The sequence below is a fragment of the Paenibacillus sp. sgz302190 genome (assembly GCF_059820445.1).
The window spans coordinates 19,412-40,340 of sequence record NZ_JBZYAO010000040.1 but is presented as its reverse complement, the minus strand read 5'-3'; the positions used below and the strand labels follow the sequence as shown (position 1 = coordinate 40,340).

Here is a 20,929-nt window from a genome sequence, read left to right as displayed (position 1 = left end):
GGTTTGTTAGGCTTTTGTGCATTGATTTTTTCAAGCGTTTTTCGTGATCTTTTCTCTAAATGTTGCCCTAGACGGAGAGGAAGTAAAAGTATGAAGACACTGTATCGACCCGTTGGACTTTTGGAGATGAAGTTGATTCTGGACTTGGATTTGAGGGGGTTCCCGCCAAGACTGCCGGAGCAGCCCATTTTTTATCCTGTGCTCAATAAGCCCTATGCGGATCAAATCGCACGGGAATGGAATACAAAAGACAAATTTTCGGGATATGTCGGCTTTGTAACCGAATTTGATGTTGCCAGTCCCTATATTGATCGATTTGAAGAGCAAGTGGTCGGAAGCAGTCAGCATAACGAATTATGGATCCCTGCCGAAGAGATGGATGAATTCAATCACAACATCATCGGTCAAATCAAATTAGTTGATGTATTTTATGGTCGGGACTATGAGGGGTTAGCTTCGGAAGGATTGAATTTTGAAGCTAAAGACCCTATGGAGCAATTCACGATTTGGAGAGATATGCATAAACTTGGTATTCTAAATCGGGAAATTAAAGAGCAGTGGAAATATCTTTTCATGAATTATCCGTTTTGGAGTCGATCCGATTTCACCAATTATGGGATAACGCATGAAGAAAAAACAGCGATCCTGGCAGCTTTGAAGAGAGAATGGCACGAACAGTTTCCAAACATACCATTGTTTGCCGGCTAGATGAAGTCTTAATCGCGCGGGGAATAGGACAAGCGGCGGGCGCTGCTTATTTATGCTAACATGTAGAAAAGAACCCTACCGGGACATCTCATGTGAATCAAAAAGGCAGGATTGAAACGATGAGCTTTCAATTAAACGATCAGGTGATCAGACGGCTGTGCGGCCGATTCTCTTATGAAGCCGGCACGGCTCTCTGCCAAGCCGGCAAAGTAACGTTTACGACGGCGGAGCCCGAAGCATCGCTCTTCAAAGCGGCGGTCGAAGGAAACATTCAGGTTTCCGTCGATTGCTCGCGGGAGGAGCCGGTTGCCACATGTTCCTGTCCCGTATTTCATCCTGACGACCAATACTGCGAGCATATCGCCGCCGTTCTGCTCAGCATAGGCGATTCTGAGCATAGGCCGCTGGAACAAATGGAATTGGCGGACAAAATGCTGGAGCTATTTAGCGACAAACCGCTCCGTCCGACGGGGGCCCGTTCGCTTTTCGATTCCAGGAAAGTTCTGGAGGTCGAGTTTATTTGCAAACCTTTTTTGTACAAGGATCGGAAGCACATGTTCGGCATCGAGATGAAGGTCGGGACTAAAAGGTTGTATGCCGTACGGCATGTGAGGGAATTTCTGCATCAGATCCAAAGAAGGGGGTGCTGCGCCGTCTCCAGGCATTTCACTTACGATCCGGAGCTCCACAGTTTTCAGGCGGCCGATGATGCGGTCATTCATATGTTAATCCGAATCGGGGACAGCGCCCCTTTTTACAATGGGCCCGGAAGCCGGGATGCCGACCGGATGCTTGCGATTCCGCCGGCCTCATGGGAAGAGCTTCTTTCATTGCTTGCTCAAGCTCCATCGGCAAAACTCGGCCACAACGAAAACACTTATCACGGAATTTGTGTAACGGACGAACCGGTTCCGCTCGTTTTTGCATTCGACCGCACTCCAGGCCCGGCAGAAAGTTATCAACTGGACGTGGAAGGTTTGGATGCAATTACAGTTATGGAATCATACGGAGTTGCCGTTGCGGAAGGAAAGCTGTTTCAACTAGCGGCAGATCAGCTCAAGCGTTTAATGGAATTAAAGCAAATATTCGGAGAGGCCCGCAAACACCAACTGCACATCATGCCGGAGCAAGCGGAAGCTTATTTGGAAAAAGTAATTCCCGGCTTGATGAAGCTGGGAAGGGTTACCATCGCACAAGCCGTTTCGGACCGGATGGAGCAAACGCCGCTGAAAGCCAAGCTGTTCCTGGACAGGCTGAAGGATCGGCTGCTTGCGGGCCTGGAGTTTCAATATGGCGATGTGATTATCAATCCGTTGGAAACGGGCGGCCGCAGCCGCGGCGAGGGGCGCTTGCTTTTGCGGGACGGAGACCGGGAGCGGCGCATTCTGGAGCTTATCGAGCGCAGTTCTTTCATTCAGACCGAAGGCGGGTATTTTTTGGCTGATGAAGAAGCGGAATACCATTTTCTGTATCATATCGTTCCACAGCTGGAAAAGCTGGTCCACATCTATGCAACATCAGCGGTGAAAGTCAGACTTCACCCCGGCGATGTCCCTCCGAAAGTCAAAGTCGACGTAGATGAACGAACCGACTGGTTGGAGCTGCAGTTCGATATCGACGGAATTCCGCAATCGGAGATTCGCAATCTCATTAAATCGCTTGAAGAAAGGCGCAAATACCATCGTCTGCCTAACGGTTCGTTAATGCCGCTGGAAAGCGCCGAGTTTCAAGAAATGATTCGCCTAATCAACGATATAGGTCTACACCGAATGGATGAAAAAGGGGCCCAATTTCGTCTTCCGGCCGTTCGCGGACTCCATTTTGTGGACGCCTTTCAAACGGGAAATGCCGTACAATTAGGCAAACCGCTCCGCCGCCTCCTGGAAAATATGCGGAATCCGGACTATCTGGATTTTCCGGTTCCCGACGGGCTCGTCCGTACGCTTCGGGATTATCAGAAGTACGGTTATCAATGGCTGAAGACGCTTGCCCACTATCGGTTCGGCGGTATTTTGGCGGATGAGATGGGTCTGGGCAAGACGGTCCAAAGCATCGCTTTTGTGGCCGCTGAGCTGCCTGTAATCCGGAACGAAGGAATGCCGGCGCTGATCGTAGCGCCTGCTTCGCTAATGTATAACTGGCATAACGAGCTCAAGCGATTCGCACCCGAAATTCGCGCCGTCATTGCCGATGGCAGCAAAGAAAGCCGGGGCGGTACGCTGAATGGCGTATCCCGGGTAGACGCGGTCATCACCTCGTATCCGCTGCTGCGGAGAGACATTGCGCATTACGCCGGTGTTTCCTTCCATACGCTCATCCTGGACGAGGCTCAGGCTTTCAAGAACCATACTACGCAAACGGCGCAGGCGGTCAAAATGTTGAAAGCCCGGCACCGCTTCGCCCTCACGGGAACTCCGCTCGAGAATTCGCTGGAGGAGCTTTGGTCGATTTGCGATGTCGTCATGCCCGGGCTATTTCCGGACAGAAGGTCTTTCGGCGAATTGACCAGGGAAGCTATAGCGAAAAGAGTGCGTCCCTTTTTGCTGCGCCGGCTGAAGACCGACGTACTGAAGGAGCTGCCGCAAAAGATCGAATCGCTGCAAGCTTCCCGGCTGCTGCCTGAGCAGAAGAAGCTGTACGCGGCCTATTTGGCTAAATTGCAGCAGGAGACGTTGATGCATTTGAGCACGGACGGCTTTAACAAAAACCGGATCAAAATATTGGCCGGTTTAACCCGGCTGCGCCAGCTGTGCTGTCATCCGGCCTTGTTCGTGCAGGACTACGCGGGAGGTTCGGCCAAGTTCAATCAGCTGATGGAGCTGATCGAAGAGTTCCGAAGCATGGGGAAGCGGATGCTCGTTTTCTCGCAGTTCACCGAGATGCTGGGTCTTATCGGCCGCGAGCTTTCGCGTCGGGGTGTGCCGTATTTTTACCTGGACGGGCAGACCCCCGCCGCGGAACGTGTTGAGTTGTGCGGCAAATTTAACGCAGGCGAGCGGGATTTGTTTCTTTTATCCTTGAAGGCCGGGGGGACCGGGCTGAACTTGGCCGGAGCGGACACCGTCATCCTGTACGATCTATGGTGGAATCCGGCGGTGGAACAGCAGGCGGCGGACCGGGCGCACCGGATCGGGCAAAAAAGCGTAGTCCAAGTGATCCGCCTCGTCACCCAGGACACGGTGGAAGAAAAGATGTACGCGCTCCAGCAGAAGAAGCAGAACTTGATTGATGAAGTGATTAAGCCCGGGCAAGAAGGTTTGTCCGCCTTGTCGGAAGACGAAATTCGCGAGCTTTTGATGATTTAGTGTTCAAGGAATTTATACTTGTCGTATTTACAATATTTCGATATACCCTTCTGTTCCATGCACGCGAATTCGTTGCCCGTCTTTTATCAGCTTGGTAGCATTCTCCACTCCGACAACTGCCGGTAAGCCATATTCACGTGCGATAACTGCTCCGTGGGTCATCAGTCCGCCAACTTCGGTGACCAGGCCTTTTATGGATACAAACAATGGTGTCCAGCTAGGGTCTGTAAAGGAGGTGACTAATATATCTCCATCTTCCAGATCGGCATCTTCCATGTTTAAAATGACACGTGCCCGTCCCTCTATAACTCCGGAAGAAACAGGTAGACCTACAATAGCTTCGGCCGGCAGATTTTCACGTTTGTACTTACCTGCAATGATTTCACCATCAGACGTGATTACACGTGGGGGAGTTAGTTTTTCAAAAAACTTGTAATCGTCTTTTCGTTTGGTGATGATCTGATAATCCAGTTTATTTGTGCGTACGACTTCGTGAAGTTCTTCAAAAGTGAGATCGTATATATCTTCTTTTTCATGAATAACGCCCGCTTGTACGAGCTGCTCGGCTTCTTTCAGCAAAGCCTGCTTATAAACGAAGTAGCGAGTAACCATGCCGTATTTGGGATATTCCCGATACCCGATGAAATTGCGGACGAGGTCGATCATTCGTTTTGTTTCTTTGGCTTTTTGTTCACCATCCGGCAATTGCTTCAATCGATCTAATAACTCTTGTTCCTTTGCCAAAGCTTCCTGTTGCCCTTGCTCAAATTTCCGATTGCTGGCATTAGGCTCAAAGTTTTTGATGTTACCAAGAATCATGGGGACAAGTGTAGTTGGTTTTTCGCTCCAACGAGTTCTGGTAATATCGATTTCTCCGGCACATCGCATTCCGTATTTGCTGAGATAAGCATCGATAGCGTCGTGGGCTTCCTGTCCACCGTCAAACTTAACCAGTTCATCCAAAAAGTTATCATCTTTTACATGCTGCAAATAATCAATGACTTCCGGATAAGGACGAATCACATCTGCGACATCCAATAGCGCCAGACCCATTTCCGAAGTAATATTGCCCAGTACGGATTGAGAAAGCGTATCTGCTGCGTTTTTTTCACCTAACCACTCGTTCATTTTTTCATTGATCCATGATGAAGCATCCATAGCAGCCATAATCACACCCGAACTTTGTGGGGCAAATAAAATCTTCTTTAATTGCTGCTGGATATCTTCCAGAATAAAATCAAATAAATCGGAACCCGATTTCGCTTGGATGTTTTGTTTTAACTCTCCTATCGATGTTTGACTACGCTTAATCAAATCAGAAACGATTGTCGGATCGTTCTCGAATTGTGCCAGCATATCTGTATTGCTTCTGCCCGGACTCGGTGCTGTTTGATCATTTGGTAACAATTTTATAAAATCTCGCTCTATTATGGTCATGAGTGCGCCTTTTATGAGCGGATCGGATCCCAGGGTATTTAATAAAGTCTCCCGGCCGACAGGTGAAGCCAGCCTGGATGTAACATCAACAAACAACCTTCCACCAGCTTTGCGCATGGGTGCAGGAGTCGTTAACAGGAAAAAAGACAATCCCAGCGGTTTCATGGGATCTGTCATCATTTGTTGGTGACCGACAGATAGATAGACGTGATTTTCTTGATCATTCGCTTCAGGGATCGGGTATAAAGTCGTGATCGGACGACTCTGGACAATATAAAATGTATCATGGGCCAAACACCATTCGATATCTTGCGGCTGGCCGAAATAAGCTTCGATCCGTCTTCCGAGGCGTTCCAGTTGTAAAATTTGTTGTTCAGTAAGTGTCTGAGTTTTTTGCCGATCAAGTTCGATCTGCTGCGTCTCTGTTCCGCCTTCTTTTCGTCCATAGATCGCCAATTTTTTGGTTGCTATCCTCTTATCGACGATTTGCCCATCGCGAACTTTATAACAATCGGCAGATACCAAGCCAGAGACAAGTAGCTCTCCAAGTCCAAAACTGGCGTCGATGGATAACAACTTTCGGTTGCAGGTAATCGGATCAGCGGTAAATAAAATCCCTGAAGCCTGCGGGAAAACCATCCTCTGAACGATTACGGATAAATAAACTTGGCTGTGGTCAAATCCGTTTTGCATACGGTAGATTACCGCGCGATCCGTAAATAGGGAAGCCCAGCATTTACTGATATGCTGCAAGATTGCTTGTTTGCCGATGATATTTAAATAGGTGTCTTGCTGGCCGGCAAAAGAAGCATGCGGTAAATCTTCAGCAGTCGCACTAGAACGTACTGCATATGCATGCTCCTCGCCAAACCGGGAGAGATAGTGAGTAACTGCTTTTACAACATCGGATGGAATTTCTACTCCCATAATGGTTTGTCGAATCTCCCGGCTGATTTCACCAATTTGCGCTCGATCCTCTACTTTTAGCACGGTTAGTTGATCCAACAAAGCATGATACGTTTCGTTTTGTTCGATGGCTTTTTGATATCCCGCTGTTGTAACACAAAATCCTTCTGGTACTTGTATTCCTTCAATTTTTGATAATTCCCCTAAATTTAACCCTTTTCCGCCAACGAGCAAAAGCTGCGTTTTTTCCATTTCCTGAAAGCCGAGAACCAAAGAACACATTCTACATCTCTCCTAACCATTAAAATGAGAAAAACCATTTGACAAGAGTTAGCCCGACGTGGTACACTAAAATTGTAAGATGCGATAACTTTGTGTTTTCAAATATAAAAAGTCGTAATCCGATTATATCATCGTGATTGTTTATATGCAATACAAAAAGAACCTGGTGAAAATTCCTAGGTTCTTTTTTGATTTTCCACCACCGTTAGTTTAGAGCGAGCGATCTCCTTGCTCTTTTTTTGTTTCAGGAAATAATTGGGGCTGTTTGTGAGAATTTTGAGAGACGCTTGTGGTAATATCCAAGACAATAAATATTTTGTCACATTTTGAAAGTGTTATCTGGGAGTCTGTCCGATGAACCACGTAGAAGGTATATAAATGCAAAATGACAGCAATTATGCAGTCATTATTCATTCGGTATGCACAAAAGTAACTCCGTCGGACAGACTCCTGGGTAAAAGGAACTATGCAAAATGACTCTAAGGATCCCACCATCTCATTTCCAAGGAGGAACAGCGAATGATACAGAAACGGAAGCGCAGAAAAAAGGAAAGGATGAAGAAAAAATATTCCTATCTCGTTGCCATGCTGGCGGCGCTGGGTTTGCATGCGATGCTGGCCGATAGGGTGGAAGCGAAGCCTGCCTGGGCGGATGATAATTTTCTTCAGTATGTGACTTACAACAGCGCGTTGTCCAAGTTTTCGAATGAAAATGACGACTATGACGAGAGCAATTTGCAGGCAAATGCATCCTATATTCCGAAGTTTCCCAACAATCTGAGCTTAAGGACGAAAAATTCAGGTTCTGATGACGATGGATTTGCCCTGGGCGGAACGATCTCGCCTGCGGATCTCCCGGCGCCTCTGACGGAGCTTGCGAAGATGGGGCAGCTGGAATTCAAGGTCGATACTTCGGTAAGGATCGATGACAACGATACGATGATTCTGGTCACAAACGGAGACCAGGTCAAGAGACAAAAAAATAGCGATGACGGAGGGCTAGCGGTGTCGTACTCGATGACCTCGGGGTGGACTCCCTTTAAACCCGGCGGCAATAGCGTTCAATTTGTGCTGGACGATTCGCGGACTCCTCTTAGTTATTTTGAGAGCATAAAGCTGTCTCTTGTCGATACTGTTGGACCCGGCTTGCAGAGCATCACCGTGCCGAACGCAGGAAGCGGTAAATTCCATCTGGGCGAAACGATCGACATCGTCCTGCATTTTGATGAAATCGTGAATATCGACACGTCTTTCGAGCTGCCGATGAACACGGGGAAAAAAGCCGTCTATTATTCAGGCAACGGAACGAAAGACATTACGTTTCACTACACCGTCGCAGCGGACGATATGACGCGCAGCGACGTTGGCAAAAAGCCTTACAATCAAGGAAGATATCTCGGCATCGGCACCCGAACTGCGAGCGAATGGGACAGCCAGCAGGGCGGAGACGACAAAATCGGCTCGATTCTGCCGCCAAATGTGAAGGATCTCTCCGACAATGAGATGCTGGGCAGTACGATGGCAAATCCTATGAATTGGAAAAGTAAGTATGATACTTCTTACAATTATACAGGCGGTTCCAGCTACTCTAACCAACTGGACAGCAGCATGCTGCAGGTGGACGGCGTCGTGCCGATCATTAACGAAGTTCAAGTGGCGACGTCCACCGGAACGAAATATTTGAAGGCCGGCGATAAGCTCACGGTCAAGCTGCTGCTGGACGATATCGTTACGGGAACGAAAGGGTATATCGAATTCAACAACGGCAAAAGAGCCGTTTACAAATCGGGCAGCGGCACGAAGGAAGTAACCTATGAATACGTGGTGCAGCCTGAGGACGAGGGCAACGATTTGGCTTACAAGAACTTCGTCGCGAATCTGGGCGTTACCGACGATTTCGGCAATACGGCGATAGTGCAAAACAACTATACGCCCCCGTTGTCTCTTGAAGGCGAAGCGATTTGCGTCGATGCGAAGCTGCCGACCGTGCAATTTTTGCCGGATACGGACGGCACCTATGAGCGCCAGCATACGGTCAAGCTGAATGTGATCGAGCAAGGGTCGGGCCTGAAGGGCGATATTCTCAAGTATGCATGGGTGCAGTCCCCCGACCAGCAGAGCGTTGCATGGGTGACATATGGGGTCATGGACGGCAAATTGCCGACCGTCTTCAAAGACAACACCAACGGAGACTGGTTTGTAACGGTCCTGCTGGAGGATAAGGCCGGCAACGTCAACCGGATTACGAGCCCGGCCATTCGCTTTGACAACGTCAAGCCCGACATTGCCATTACGCCTGACGGAAGCGGCGGCGCATATATAGGTTCGCTGACGCCGCAAGTGACGGTCACCGATGCGCTGGCCGGTCCGGATGACGCCCGGCTGGAGTATCAGTGGGTGTATTACGACGACGAACTCAGCGAAACCGGATGGCTTCCGTTCCGTAACGGCCAGCCCGTGCAGACGCCTCAGTTCCCGGAGCACGGCCGATACACCTTGTATGTGCGCGCCTTTGACCGTGCAGGGAACAAATCCGAGGCTGTTACGCTGCCCTTTTATCTGGATGCGAAACCGCCGGAAATCAGCATGACGCCTGACGGCAATTTAACGCAGCAGCGGACGCAAAAAGCAAGGATCAGCGCCGTGGACGCCAACAGCACCTTGAAGCCGATCCAGTACTTCTGGAGTCAGGACGCCGAAGCGAAAAATGCGGTATGGAAGGAGCTCGGCTCCCAGTACGAGGTTTCGACCGACAATGAGAGCCAGCCGATGGAAGGCATCTGGTATCTGCATGTCCGGGCGTCGGACATTTGGGGCAATGAGGCCGTGGAGAGCAGGGCGTTTTACGTTGACAATACGCCGCCTTCCGTTGTATTTCAATATGCGCCGTCGGTGACCGCATCGGTTAAGGAAGCGAAGGCGGCTGTGAAGGCGAAGGATGCGAACACGATCTCGGGGCTGTACTACCAATGGACGAGCTCCGAGGTCAAGCCTCCTTCGACGGATGCCGGCTGGGCTTCCTTTACGAACGGCGCGGCATTAACGAAGGGTGGCGCCGACGACGACTGGTACCTTCATATCAAAGCGGTGGATTCGTTCGGTAATGAAAGCATCAGCACATCACGGGCGTTCAAGCTGAGCAATACGGCGCCGAAAAGCTCCGATTTTCAGATCGACATGCCGGAGCAAACGAACGCGAGTGAAGTGAAAATAAGGATCGGCACGGCATCGAAGGAGCCTTATATGTATCATGTTGCAGACCGGAACGGGCAAGAAATTCAAAGCGGCCCGGTAACGGACGGTTCGGCGTTATTTACGCTGGAGCTGCCTGCGGCCGAAGGGACCTACGGGTATGATTTCAGCTTTGAAAATGAAGTCGGCATCCGCAGCGATACGGTACCCCGGTCCATCGTCGTGGACAAGACGCCTTCCGTAGCCGAAGCCGTTTATAGCGAAACGGCGCTGACCCGCGGGCCGGTCACGGTTCGTCTGGCGAATCTCAGCGACAACGTGACGCCTGCGAATGAGCTGCAAACACCTGACGGCGACAGCCATGTGTTCGCGGAGAACGGCAGCTATACGTTCAAGGTAGTAGACAAGGCCGGCAACGAGCGTTTGATTCCCGTGCAGGTGGCGAACATCGATAACGTCGCTCCGAATATCCGCATCGACGCCGATAGGCAGCAGCAGCCGAGCCAAACTGTGAGCGCGGCCGTCTATGCCGACGATAATCGGACCGCCAAGGGCGATCTACAGGTGTATTACCAATGGGCGAAATCCCAGTCGGCGCCTGACGCATCGGACGGCGGGTGGATAGCTGCGGCGAACGGAACCGTCATTACCGAGAGCGGCCTTGAGTCCGGGGAATGGTATTTGCACGTGAAGGCGGTCGATCAAGCGGGCAATGCGGCTATTCGAACGAGCGACAAACTGATTGTCGACCGGACTGCGCCGATGGCGTCAATTGCGTATTCGATGACAGAGCCTACGGCTAATACGGTAACGGCGCATATCACGTTTGACAAAGCCGGCGTCCGTGTGCTCAATACGCCGGGAGGTATCCCGTACTATACGTTCAACGCGAACGGTTCCTTTGCCTTTGAATATGAGGACGAGGCGGGCAACCGCAGCAGCGCCCTGGCGACGGTCGATCAGATCAATCCGTCGCTGCCGAAAGCGAATGTTTCCTTTTCGACGACAGACCTTACGAAAGACGATGTTACGGTTACGATCGCCACATACAACAACCGCTTTTCGTTGGCGGATATGACGTTCGAAACAGGGATGGGCGAGCAGCTCGTCAGCAGCCAAACGAACGGCCTGTCGGTCACGGAATCCGTGTACACCATTTCGCATAACGGCATCATTTCCTTCGTTCTCCGGGATACGACCGGAGCGGTGGCCGATCAGCCGGTCAAGGTGCCGGTATGGAACATCGACAAAACGGCGCCGGTCGCGACGCTCCGCTACGGCAGCACCGGCTGGACAAGAAGCGGCGTCGGCGTCACGCTCCAGTTGGAGGATGAGTCGCCTACGACCATTTTGAACAACGGCGGCAGCAATTACATCGTTCTGGAGGAGAACGGCACGTTTACGTTTGAGTTCCAGGATGTGACGGGCAACCGGTCTTCCGTGACGGCGGAGGTCACTCACATCGATAAAGAAGCGCCGACCGCCACGGTCGCCTACAGCACGACGGAGCCGACGAACGGGCCGGTCACGGCGACCATTCAAACGGCGGACAACAGCGGTGCGCCTGTGACGATTGTCAATAACGGCGGACAGGCGAGCTATACGTTTACGGAGAACGGAACTTTTACTTTCATCATTCGGGATCAGGCCGGCAACGAAAGCAGCATCCCCGTCGAGGTTAGAAACATCGACAAGGTCAAGCCGACAGGAACTGTCGTATACAGCACCAAATCGTTGACGAACCAGGATGTAGTCGTCAATTTGACGGCGGTTGACGACGGCGGCGAACCGGTGACGATCACGAGCGACGGCGGCCCGCAGCATACGTTTAAGCAAAACGGCGTGTTCACTTACACTTTCAGAGACAAAGCCGGAAATGAGGGAACTGTCGTCGCCGGCGTCAATTGGATCGACAAAACGCCGCCTCGCGGAACGATCACCGCCTCCGAAACGAGCCCTACCCGGGAGGATGTCACGCTGACGCTGAATTTGCCGGACGGGGGCGATATTGTCAATAACGGCGGCAGCAATACGATGGCGGCGCATGAAAACGGCGACTACACGTTCCAAGCAGCCGATGCGCTCGGCAATACGGCGGAATTCACGTATCACGTAGGCAATATCGACCGCAAAGCGCCGGTCGGGCAAATCATTTACAGCACGGACGGCCCTACGAACAAAGACGTGATCGCCACGGTGACGGCTGGTGAAGACTTCAAGGTGTTAAACAACAACGGCGGCAAGCAGGTGGTGTTCAAAGAGAACGGCGAGTTCGTGTTTGATCTGCAGGACGAAGCGGGCAACACGTCGTCCGTCAAAGCAACGGTCAACCAGATCGACAGAACGCCGCCAATCGTCACCGTCAAGTACAGCGAGACGAAGTTGACCAATCAGAGCGTCACGGCCTCCGTGTACAGCGAGAATGGCAAAAAGCTGATTGGCATTAATAACGACGAGAAAACGAGTCTCGTATTTAAGGAAAACGGCTCCTTCACCTTCATCGTCTCGGACGAAGCGGGCAACCGCGTCCGTGTCGGCGCCAAGGTGCAAAACATCGACAAAACGGCGCCTGTCGTCAAATTCGCCAATTCCGTGATGGTTTTCATGCCGGGCGAGACGATCAATTTGAATGATTTTGAAGCTTACGACGACCGCGACGGCGCGATCGCTCCCGACCGCGTTACGTTGAACCCGCCGCAACTGGACGCCTCGAAGGGCGGCGAGTACGTAGTCACGTACAGTACGACGGATCAGGCAGGCAATACCGCCGAGGTGAAGCGGCCTGTGAAAGTTTTGTCGCCGAGCGACTTTCTTGTTCTGGTGAACGGCCAATTCGAGCCTAGCGCGCAGTACATGGTCGAAGGCAATCAGGCCACTTTTAAAATCGTGAACTTCGTCGAGCAGTACAAAGCCTTCTACAAAAAGGGCGACGGCATGCTTAAAAGCGGAGATTTCAAGCTCAGCCCGGAGACGCTGGAACACGACGTAAACGGCGCGCCTGTCGCCAAGGAAATCCAATTCCAGGCCAAGCAGCCAGGCTGGCATACGTTTTATTTCCAGGATTTGAACCGGAGAACGGTGACGATCAACATTTACTTCCTTGGAGGCCAATGAGAAAAACTTCAATCGAAGGATTTCGAGGATGAGCGAACGCATTTTTATGTGGTGAGAAAGGAGCCAGGCTGTGTACAAATGGATTAGCAGTTTTTTAGTCGTCCTCATGCTGTTTATGTATTCTTCCGCTGAATTGGTTCATGCGGCGGTCGTAACCGATCCGCCTCTGGAGCTGGACAACGGGATTGTGAAGATGGTCGTTGACGGCAAGGGCCATTATACGATCAAAACCGTTCAAGGCAACCCGCTCAGAAAGAGCGATGATGACAAATGGCTGTTGTTTCAGGATAAAAGTCCGGATACGTCGTTTACGACGTTCCGGATCAATGACGAGGATTACATTTTCGGGGAGGGCTACGGGTTCAGTCTGGCGCGCAAGGCCGCTTTGCAGGGCCGCCCGGAAATTCAAGGCAAAGCGATTGTAACGACGTGGGATGTCGATGGCGTCGAGATCAAGCAGAAGCTGGAGCTCATCATCGATAAGGAAAATCCGAATTACGGCAATGTGTTCATTCAATACGGCGTAACGAACAAATCCGCGGCGTCCGTACAGGTCGGCAGCCGCATCCTGCTTGATGTGATGACCGGAACGAATGACGGCGCAGGCATCAAGATCGGGAATCAATTTATCGATACCGAGAAGGTTTTCAAAGGCGGCGACGTGCCCAAAATTTGGCGCGCGAGCGACAACGAATTTGCGCCAAACGTCGTTTCATACGGGTTGACCAGCGGTTGGGGCAACAAAGCGCCGGATTCGATGATCATCGGACACTGGCAGGGATTATCCAAATCGACATGGGATTACCAGGCGAATCCCGATCTCAATTTTACGATTGAGTCAAGCTACGGGAAGAAGGATACGGCTGTCGCTTTTTATTGGAATCCTACAGAGCTTCCGAGCGGAGAGCGCACCGTTTTTGAAACGTACTACGGCATCGGGGAAGTGCCCGACAAGACGTACAGCTATAACGTACAGTTGTCCTCCATCTCCAAATTGAATGTGAACGATACGTATGACGGTTATAAGGAAGAAGAGTTCGAGATTACGGCATTTGTCGAAAACAATCTTCCGAACTCGGCCGAGGTATACAACGTCACGGCGTCCATCAGCTTTGAGAAAGGGCTGCAGCTTGTCAAAGGCGAGGAGAGCACCAAGGTCAAGCGGCTTCTCAAGGTCGGCGAGCAGCAGGCGTTTACATGGCGGGTCAAGGCTTTGCCGCAGGATATTTACAAAATGGAGAAATATCGCGTCGATGTGTACGACAGCAGACAGATCGGGGCCGACGGCAAGGTAAGCACTTCGGACATTTACACTTCCAGCCGTTTCGTCCTGCTGCCGAGCGTGAACGGCGGACCGCCGAAAACGGTTTATAATACCGTAAGCCCGGACAAGCTCTACTACAGCGGCAAACGTTCGTTTACGATTAAAGGAACGGGCTTCGAGATGTACAAGGACACGACCAAATGGAAGCTGCTGCTGCAGCATACGGGCACCAAGCAGGAGCTGAAAGTTCCGTCCAGCCAAATTTCGGTGCCTGACGATACGACCATTTTGGCAACGTTGGAAGATGAGCAGCCGGTAGGCGAATACAACATTATTGTCGAACAGAACGACGGCACGAGAACCCAACTGCCGTTCAAGCTGATGTCTACGAACGATAAATCGTATATTTCGAGAAATTACGGCGTTCTTGCCGTTCTCAAAGATTTTGCGCTCAAGAGTTCGGGCAGCGAGCCGACGTTTATTTACCGCGTTCTGCCGCTGAAAGACGAAAGTCAGCTGGAGAAGCTCAAAGCGAGCCTTCTGACCAATCATAAGGAAGGCGATCCGGAACGCAGCGTGCTTCTCACCATTAAGGGCGATATTCGCGAGGTGCGCACTCCGGCGGGGCAAGTATCGAAATATTTGGTTTACTCGGCGAACAAGAAGGCCATTATCAACGATGTCATGACTTACAGCTCGCCGGTTCCGATGATCATTTCGGACAACAAGCAGCAGGTGCGCAACATCGACAGTACTTATAATTTCGGCTTTGATTACGAGCTGAAACCGGGATTCGATCCCGGCTTCCCGTGGAATTTCGATGTCATCGGCAGTCCGCTTCAGCAGGGAACGGAAGTGAAGCCTGCCGCGAACGCCGATCTGGGTCTGCCGGAGTTCGGCTTCAACAATGTGTTTAAAGCGACCAACACGGGCTTTGATATCGATTATCCTTATAGCGGCGGTCAATCCGGACTGAATAAGGATCAAATGAATCAATTGAAAGATACGTACGTGTATATTCAAGGACAGGGCTTGCTCGGCGTTAACGCCAAGAACGGCTTTGATTTCTGGTACGACAACTTCAATATTGCGCTGCAGGACGGCCGCAAATATACGCTGGACGGGGAACGCGACGGAGCGAAGGACGAGACGGTCGTCGTGCATATGGACGGCGTCGGCAAGTTCCTGAACGTCATGCTGTCCGGTTTGCCGATCGACATCAATGATTTGATTCTGGCGAACCGCAATGATAAGGACGTATTGTCCTTCGGCGCGAAGGTGTCTCTGCCGTTCCTTGGCAGCGGCAAGAAAAACGCGGACGGGGAAGAATCGAAAGGAACGCTGTCCATCGATGCGAAGGACATTCTTTTCTCCCGCAAAGGCTATGAAGGTCTGATCGCCAAGGGCGAGCTGTCGCTATCCAACTACGGGATAGTCAAAGGCGTCGAGGCTAACGTGGGCGTCGACACCTTCAACGGCCATTACACAGTGGACGGGTCGGCGGAAATCGGCGTCGTGAAAGCGGAGGTCAGCTTTGAGATTATCCGCGAACGGCAAAACGATACGTGGTATTTGAACAAGCTCGTGCTTTCGGGCGAGGGCGATCCCGGCATTCCGGTCGTTCCCGGCAGCGTGTACGTGACGAAGCTGGGCGGCGGCGTTGAGAATCTGGCCGAGCTGACGAATCCGTACTACGGCGGAGCCGATATTTTCACGGTGGTCGTGCTCAGCGATATTAGCGCGGTCAAGGTGTTCAAGGGAGAATTCGAAGGGAAATTCACCCGGAGAAAAATGCGCATCGACGGCAATCTGGACATTGCCAGTCTGCCGATTTTCAAGACGGCCTATTTGGAAGCTTCCTGGGATACGGGGACGGATGAGAGTTTCTATGTCACCGGCGGCGGTACGATCGATATTTTGGACGGGCTCGTTAGCGGAGGTGGCAGCGTTTATATATCCGACAAGCGTTTTGACGGAAGGGCCAGCATTGAGCTGAAAATCCCGGATTCGGTTCCTTTTGTCGGCGGGGAAACGCTGGCGAGAGCTTCCGCGGGCATTAACAACGAGGAGATTTGGGCCGCGGCGCAGATCAATCTGCTTCTCGTGTCTATCGAACTGACAGCCGATTATTATTGGTCAGGCGGTCTGGATGTCGGGGTTGGTATCGCATCTTCCGATCCGAGTTATATTCCTCGTACGAGCAGGGGCCGAGGCATTTATTCCATGCCGGTCAGAAAAGGGAACCAAAAAGGCACGATGATGTACGGCACGAATATGCGGATCATCGGCAGCTCGAAGCCGACATCGCTGCTGGCTTCGAAGAACGGCGTAACTTTCGACAACGAGTCGCCGGTCTACGGCACGGGCGCGGCGCTTGCGGCAGCCGACGACAAAAAGACGCATACTTTTGCGATGAATGACGCTTCCAGCAGCTATCTCGTCGAAGTGGCGTATGAGGGCGCTCTCCCTCAGGTGAGTGTTACCAAGCCGGACGGCACGCCTATTGATCTTGTAGAAAAAGGCAACTACTTCATTCGCAAGGCCACGGTTGACGGCGTCGAGAAGCACTTCATGGTGATCGGCTTCGAAAAGCCGGCGGCAGGCGTCTATACGCTGACATCCGACCGCGAAGTCGAAACGAAGCTGGCGCAGGTGCTGCCTGTGCCGAAGCTGACAGCCGCAAGCGCGGAGCTTGCAGCCGGCAATAAGCTGCAGTTGAGCTGGAGCGGCGAGCATTATAAAACGTCGGCCAACCCCGACGAAGCGTCGAACCTTATCGTCTCCTTGTCCACGGAGAAGGAGAACGCCGGCCGAGTGATCGCCACGCTGGACCCGCAGACAGGCGGGCAGACGATCGATATACCGGACGATGTGCAATCCGGCGATTACTACGTCCACTTCGGTCTGTCGACGGAGAAAATGTCCTACAGCGAAAAGGATTCGGAGCTGCTGCATATCGTGAATCCGAAAGCTCCGGCAGCCGTCGGCTCCGTGCAGGGCGCCAAGAACGGCAACGGCATGCTGCGCGCTACCTGGCCGGCAAGCGCCGATCCGGCGACTACGGGCTACAATATCGAAGTGTTCGACGCGGACGGTAAAGCGATCGACACATTCGGCGTCGCCTACGTTGGCGCGAAGAATACGAAGAAAGAGCAGAACGGTAATTACAACGTCATTATTGGCGGTACTTACAAAAGACCGGCCGGTGCCAGCAAAACGCCTGAAATTCTCGGGCTGGAAACTGGTAAAACTTACAAGATCGGGGTTACGCCGGTAAGACAGGAGACGGACAGTCAGGACAACAAGAAGAGCAAAACTTTTTACGGACCGACCGTCATCAGCGCCGCCGTGGAGCTGCCGAAGCCTAATCCTCCGCAGATTGCGGTCAGCGTCGCAGGCAAAACGAAGGAGGGCGTCCTTATCGCCGATACGGAAGCCATCGACATCGTACAGGGCTCCGCTCCGCAAATGACGGGCGTGAGCGAACGCGATGTGAAGCTGAAGCTGAGCGCCGGGGAAGAAGTTACGGCCGACATTTACGTCGATTCCGTGAAGTACAGCAAGCAGCTGCAGGGCACAAGCGATGAGCTTACCCTCTATCAGCTGACGGACGGCATTCATTATGTTGATGTGGTCGCTAAAAACAAAGACGGAGACATCGCCGTGAAGCGGGTGAAGTTCGTTGTCGATACGAAGGCGCCTGTAGTGATGCTCGATAGCCCTGCATCCGATTCGATTGCGCCAAGCGGCACCGCGGAAATTCAAGGCAGTACGGAAGCGGGCGCCAAAGTGGTCGTTGACGGCCGCGAAGTGTCCGTTGACGACAAAGGCAAATTCCATGCGTCCATACCGCTGAGCAATCAGTATAAAAGTCAGATTGCCGTTTCATCTTCGGACGCCGTAGGCAATACGACTACTTCCAGGCTGCAGGTTATCAACGGCTCCATCAAGCCGCTCAAGAAAGTGCGCTTGACGCCGAATGTGGAGAAGATGAAAGCCGGGGATTCCGTGCAGCTTCAACTGATCGGCATTCAAAACGATGCCGCAGGAACTGAAATGGTCGTCGATCCGGAATATGTGAAATGGGAGTTCATGGAAGGCGAGTCGATCGCCCAAGTGGATGCGAGCGGGAAGCTGACGGTGAACCAGGAAGGGGACGTCGTTCTCCTTGCCTCGTATCAAGTGGCGGATACGTATTCGTTCCAGGATGCCGTCGTTGTGAAGGTCGGCGGGGAAACGGATATCAAACCGATAAGCAAAGTGAAGCTGTCTCCGACCGTGCAAAAAATGTTCATCGGCGACACGGTCAAACTGGATCTCACCGGCTTGAGGGATGACGGCACCGCCGTCACACTCGATGACAGCAGGGTGACCTGGGAGCTCACGAGCGGCGATACCTTCGCCAGCCTCGACCGTTCCGGCAGCCTGACGGCGCTTGCCAAGGGGGATGTTACTGTCCGCGCTTCCTACAAGTTGATCAGCGGTGCGACGGCCCAAGACGAAATGACGATTCATATTGAAAGAGATCCGAAAACGATCCAGCTTGTCGGCGTCAAACAGTCGCCGGATGTGTCCAAAATGCAAGCAGGCGAATCGCTTCAGCTGAAGCTTACCGGCATCGATGACGAGGGTTCCACGGTAGCTCTCAAGCCGGATCAGATCAAGTGGGAGCTGACCAAAGGCTCAGAGATCGCATCTATAGATGCATCCGGCAAGCTGAAGGCGCTGCAGGCCGGCGATGTCAGCGTACTCGCCACCTACACGCTGGATAACGGAACCGCCTTGCAGGATACGAAGACGATTAAGATCGAGGCCAAAAGCGATTCCTCGGATAGCGGCGGCACACCGCCGATCACCGGTCCGGTTGTTCCCGCCGAAGACGGGAACAAGGACAAGAACAAGGATTTGGATGCGCTGCTGCAGCAAATGCTCGACCGCTTCAAAACGCAAGGCATTAAGGAATCAGGCGTATTCGATCTGTACCCGGATACCGATTTGCAAAGCAAGCGGGTTGAAGAAATTACCGTTTCCATCTATAAAGGTTCGGTCAGCCAGGCTGACAAACTGGTTGTCGGCAAAGCAAGCGACGCCGGCAAATACGTCAGCAGCGAAGAGAAGCGCACCAAACAGCTTGTTTCCGGCATTTATGAGCTGGGTATTGTCCGCAGCGGCAAGCAGACGAGCAAGCCGGCCGAAGTGAAGTTCCATTACGACGCTTCGCAATTCCCGGATTCAAGCGGCTTGACGGTATACCGTTTTAACGACTATATGCAAAAATGGGAAATGGTTCAGGGCGTGAACGACGCCGCTCGCGGCGAGGTCACCGTGCAGGCCGGGCGTCTGGGCAAGTTTGCATTGTTTAATGTCGCACAGCCTGTCAACTTTAAAGATGTTGCCAAAGGCAGATGGTCCGCCGCAGGCATCTACGCGCTGCAATCGCTGGGCGTCGTCGACGGCGTTTCCCAAGGCGATAATCTCCTTTTCGAGCCGGAGCGCAGCATTTCAAGGGCGGAATTTATGAAACTGCTCGTTGCGGCGAAAAAACTGGCCTTGCAAAACGGCAATCTGGAGAATGAGTTTAAAGATTGGAATCGAATTGCAGACTGGGCCAAGCCTTACCTGTATACGTCCGTGGTTCAAAATATTATGGGAGGCCGTCAAACCGCTAGCGGACTCGTGCTGGATAGCGATGCGCCGATTACGCGCGCGGAAGCCGTTGCGCTTTTGGGCAGAGTTGTGAGCGGCGCAAGCAGTGCGGCGGGAGACGGGAAGCCGTTCGCAGATGCGGCCGACATACCGGAATATGCGCGTTCCTATGTCAAGCAAATTCGTCAGAGCGGATTCATGGACGGCTACGAAGACGGCACGTTCAGGCCTTCGAACCCGATGACCCGGGAAGAAACAGCCGTATTGATTCACAGATTGATCAGTTATTTGGATAAATAAACAGCCTTCTTGCAAGGCGGCAGTAACTTTGGGACAGATCCTTTGGGGTCTGTCTTTTTTTATTCTAAAAACTCGACGCCTTCACCGATGTCCTTCATCCGATGGTGTCGCAGGCGCCCGTCCGTGACTCGCCCGAAGCCTACCCGAGGCTCGTCCGGCGGTGGGTTGCGGCGGTTCGCGGCGGTTCGCACCGCGCGCAGCTCCCAGCGCGCGGTGTCGCGCTGCATGACGGCGGTCGGTTGGCCACATGCCGCTCAAAGATGGCGCAGCCGCCCGACAGGCAGACCGACAGCGAGATCAAGCCTAAAAACCCCCGCGCCAGAGCCGAACAGCCGCAATCTGCCTGGCGGCACGAAGAAAACCTGCAAAAACACATGAATTTGCACCCTTTTTACGCCGGCCGCGAAGAATTCCTGCAATTGTGCAGGTTTTGCGCCGCGCACATAGGCTCAGGTTCATTTTCGCCGAAAAAGCCTGCGCTTTTGCAGGCTTTTTGCCAAAATGAATCATTTCCGCTGGAAAACCTGTATTTTTGCAGGTTTTTCCTGATTCCGGCTAGCGGATTGCCTGGCGGCACGAAGAAAACCTGCAAAAATACATGAATTTGCACCCTTTTTACGCCGGCCGAGAAGAATTCCTGCAATTGTGCAGGTTTTGCGCCGCGCACATAGGCTCAGGTTCATTTTCGCCGAAAAAGCCTGCGCTTTTGCAGGCTTTTTGCCAAAATGAATCATTTCCGCTGGAAAACCTGTATTTTTGCAGGTTTTTCCTGATT

General features: G+C 52.2%; 6 protein-coding genes. 4 read left to right on the top strand and 2 right to left on the bottom strand.

Annotation, left to right across the window (positions count from 1 at the left end; all coding sequences use genetic code 11):
• Positions 1-90 precede the first annotated feature (90 nt).
• Together AC6RNO_RS30155 and AC6RNO_RS30150 are read left to right on the top strand one after the other, a co-directional pair.
• Positions 91-708 (top strand): hypothetical protein, encoded by a 618-nt coding sequence (locus tag AC6RNO_RS30155; protein ID WP_497107770.1) that lies wholly within the window; start codon positions 91-93, stop codon positions 706-708.
• Positions 709-827: 119 nt separating this feature from the next.
• Positions 828-4,013: an SNF2 helicase associated domain-containing protein gene (locus tag AC6RNO_RS30150; RefSeq protein WP_497107769.1), complete on the top strand. Its 3,186-nt coding sequence runs from the start codon at positions 828-830 to the stop codon at positions 4,011-4,013.
• Between the two features lie 27 nt (positions 4,014-4,040).
• Here AC6RNO_RS30150 and ppsA read toward each other — a convergent pair whose 3' ends face one another.
• Entirely contained in the window at positions 4,041-6,638 is a 2,598-nt protein-coding gene (gene ppsA / locus AC6RNO_RS30145; RefSeq protein ID WP_497107768.1) for a phosphoenolpyruvate synthase, read from the bottom strand.
• 519 nt (positions 6,639-7,157) lie between these two features.
• Between ppsA and AC6RNO_RS30140 the strand changes: the two genes are divergently transcribed.
• Together AC6RNO_RS30140 and AC6RNO_RS30135 are read left to right on the top strand one after the other, a co-directional pair.
• A complete protein-coding gene (locus AC6RNO_RS30140; RefSeq protein WP_497107767.1) occupies positions 7,158-12,944 on the top strand; it encodes an Ig-like domain repeat protein in 5,787 nt (1,928 codons plus the stop codon).
• A gap of 70 nt (positions 12,945-13,014) precedes the next feature.
• Positions 13,015-20,154 carry an S-layer homology domain-containing protein gene (locus AC6RNO_RS30135; RefSeq protein WP_497107766.1) on the top strand — a complete coding sequence of 2,380 codons (7,140 nt, stop codon included), beginning with the start codon at positions 13,015-13,017 and terminating at the stop codon, positions 20,152-20,154.
• A 506-nt stretch (positions 20,155-20,660) separates the two neighbouring features.
• Here AC6RNO_RS30135 and AC6RNO_RS30130 read toward each other — a convergent pair.
• Positions 20,661-20,929, bottom strand: a 269-nt coding sequence (locus AC6RNO_RS30130; RefSeq protein WP_497107765.1) for a hypothetical protein, incomplete at its 5' end; no start/stop codon positions are given.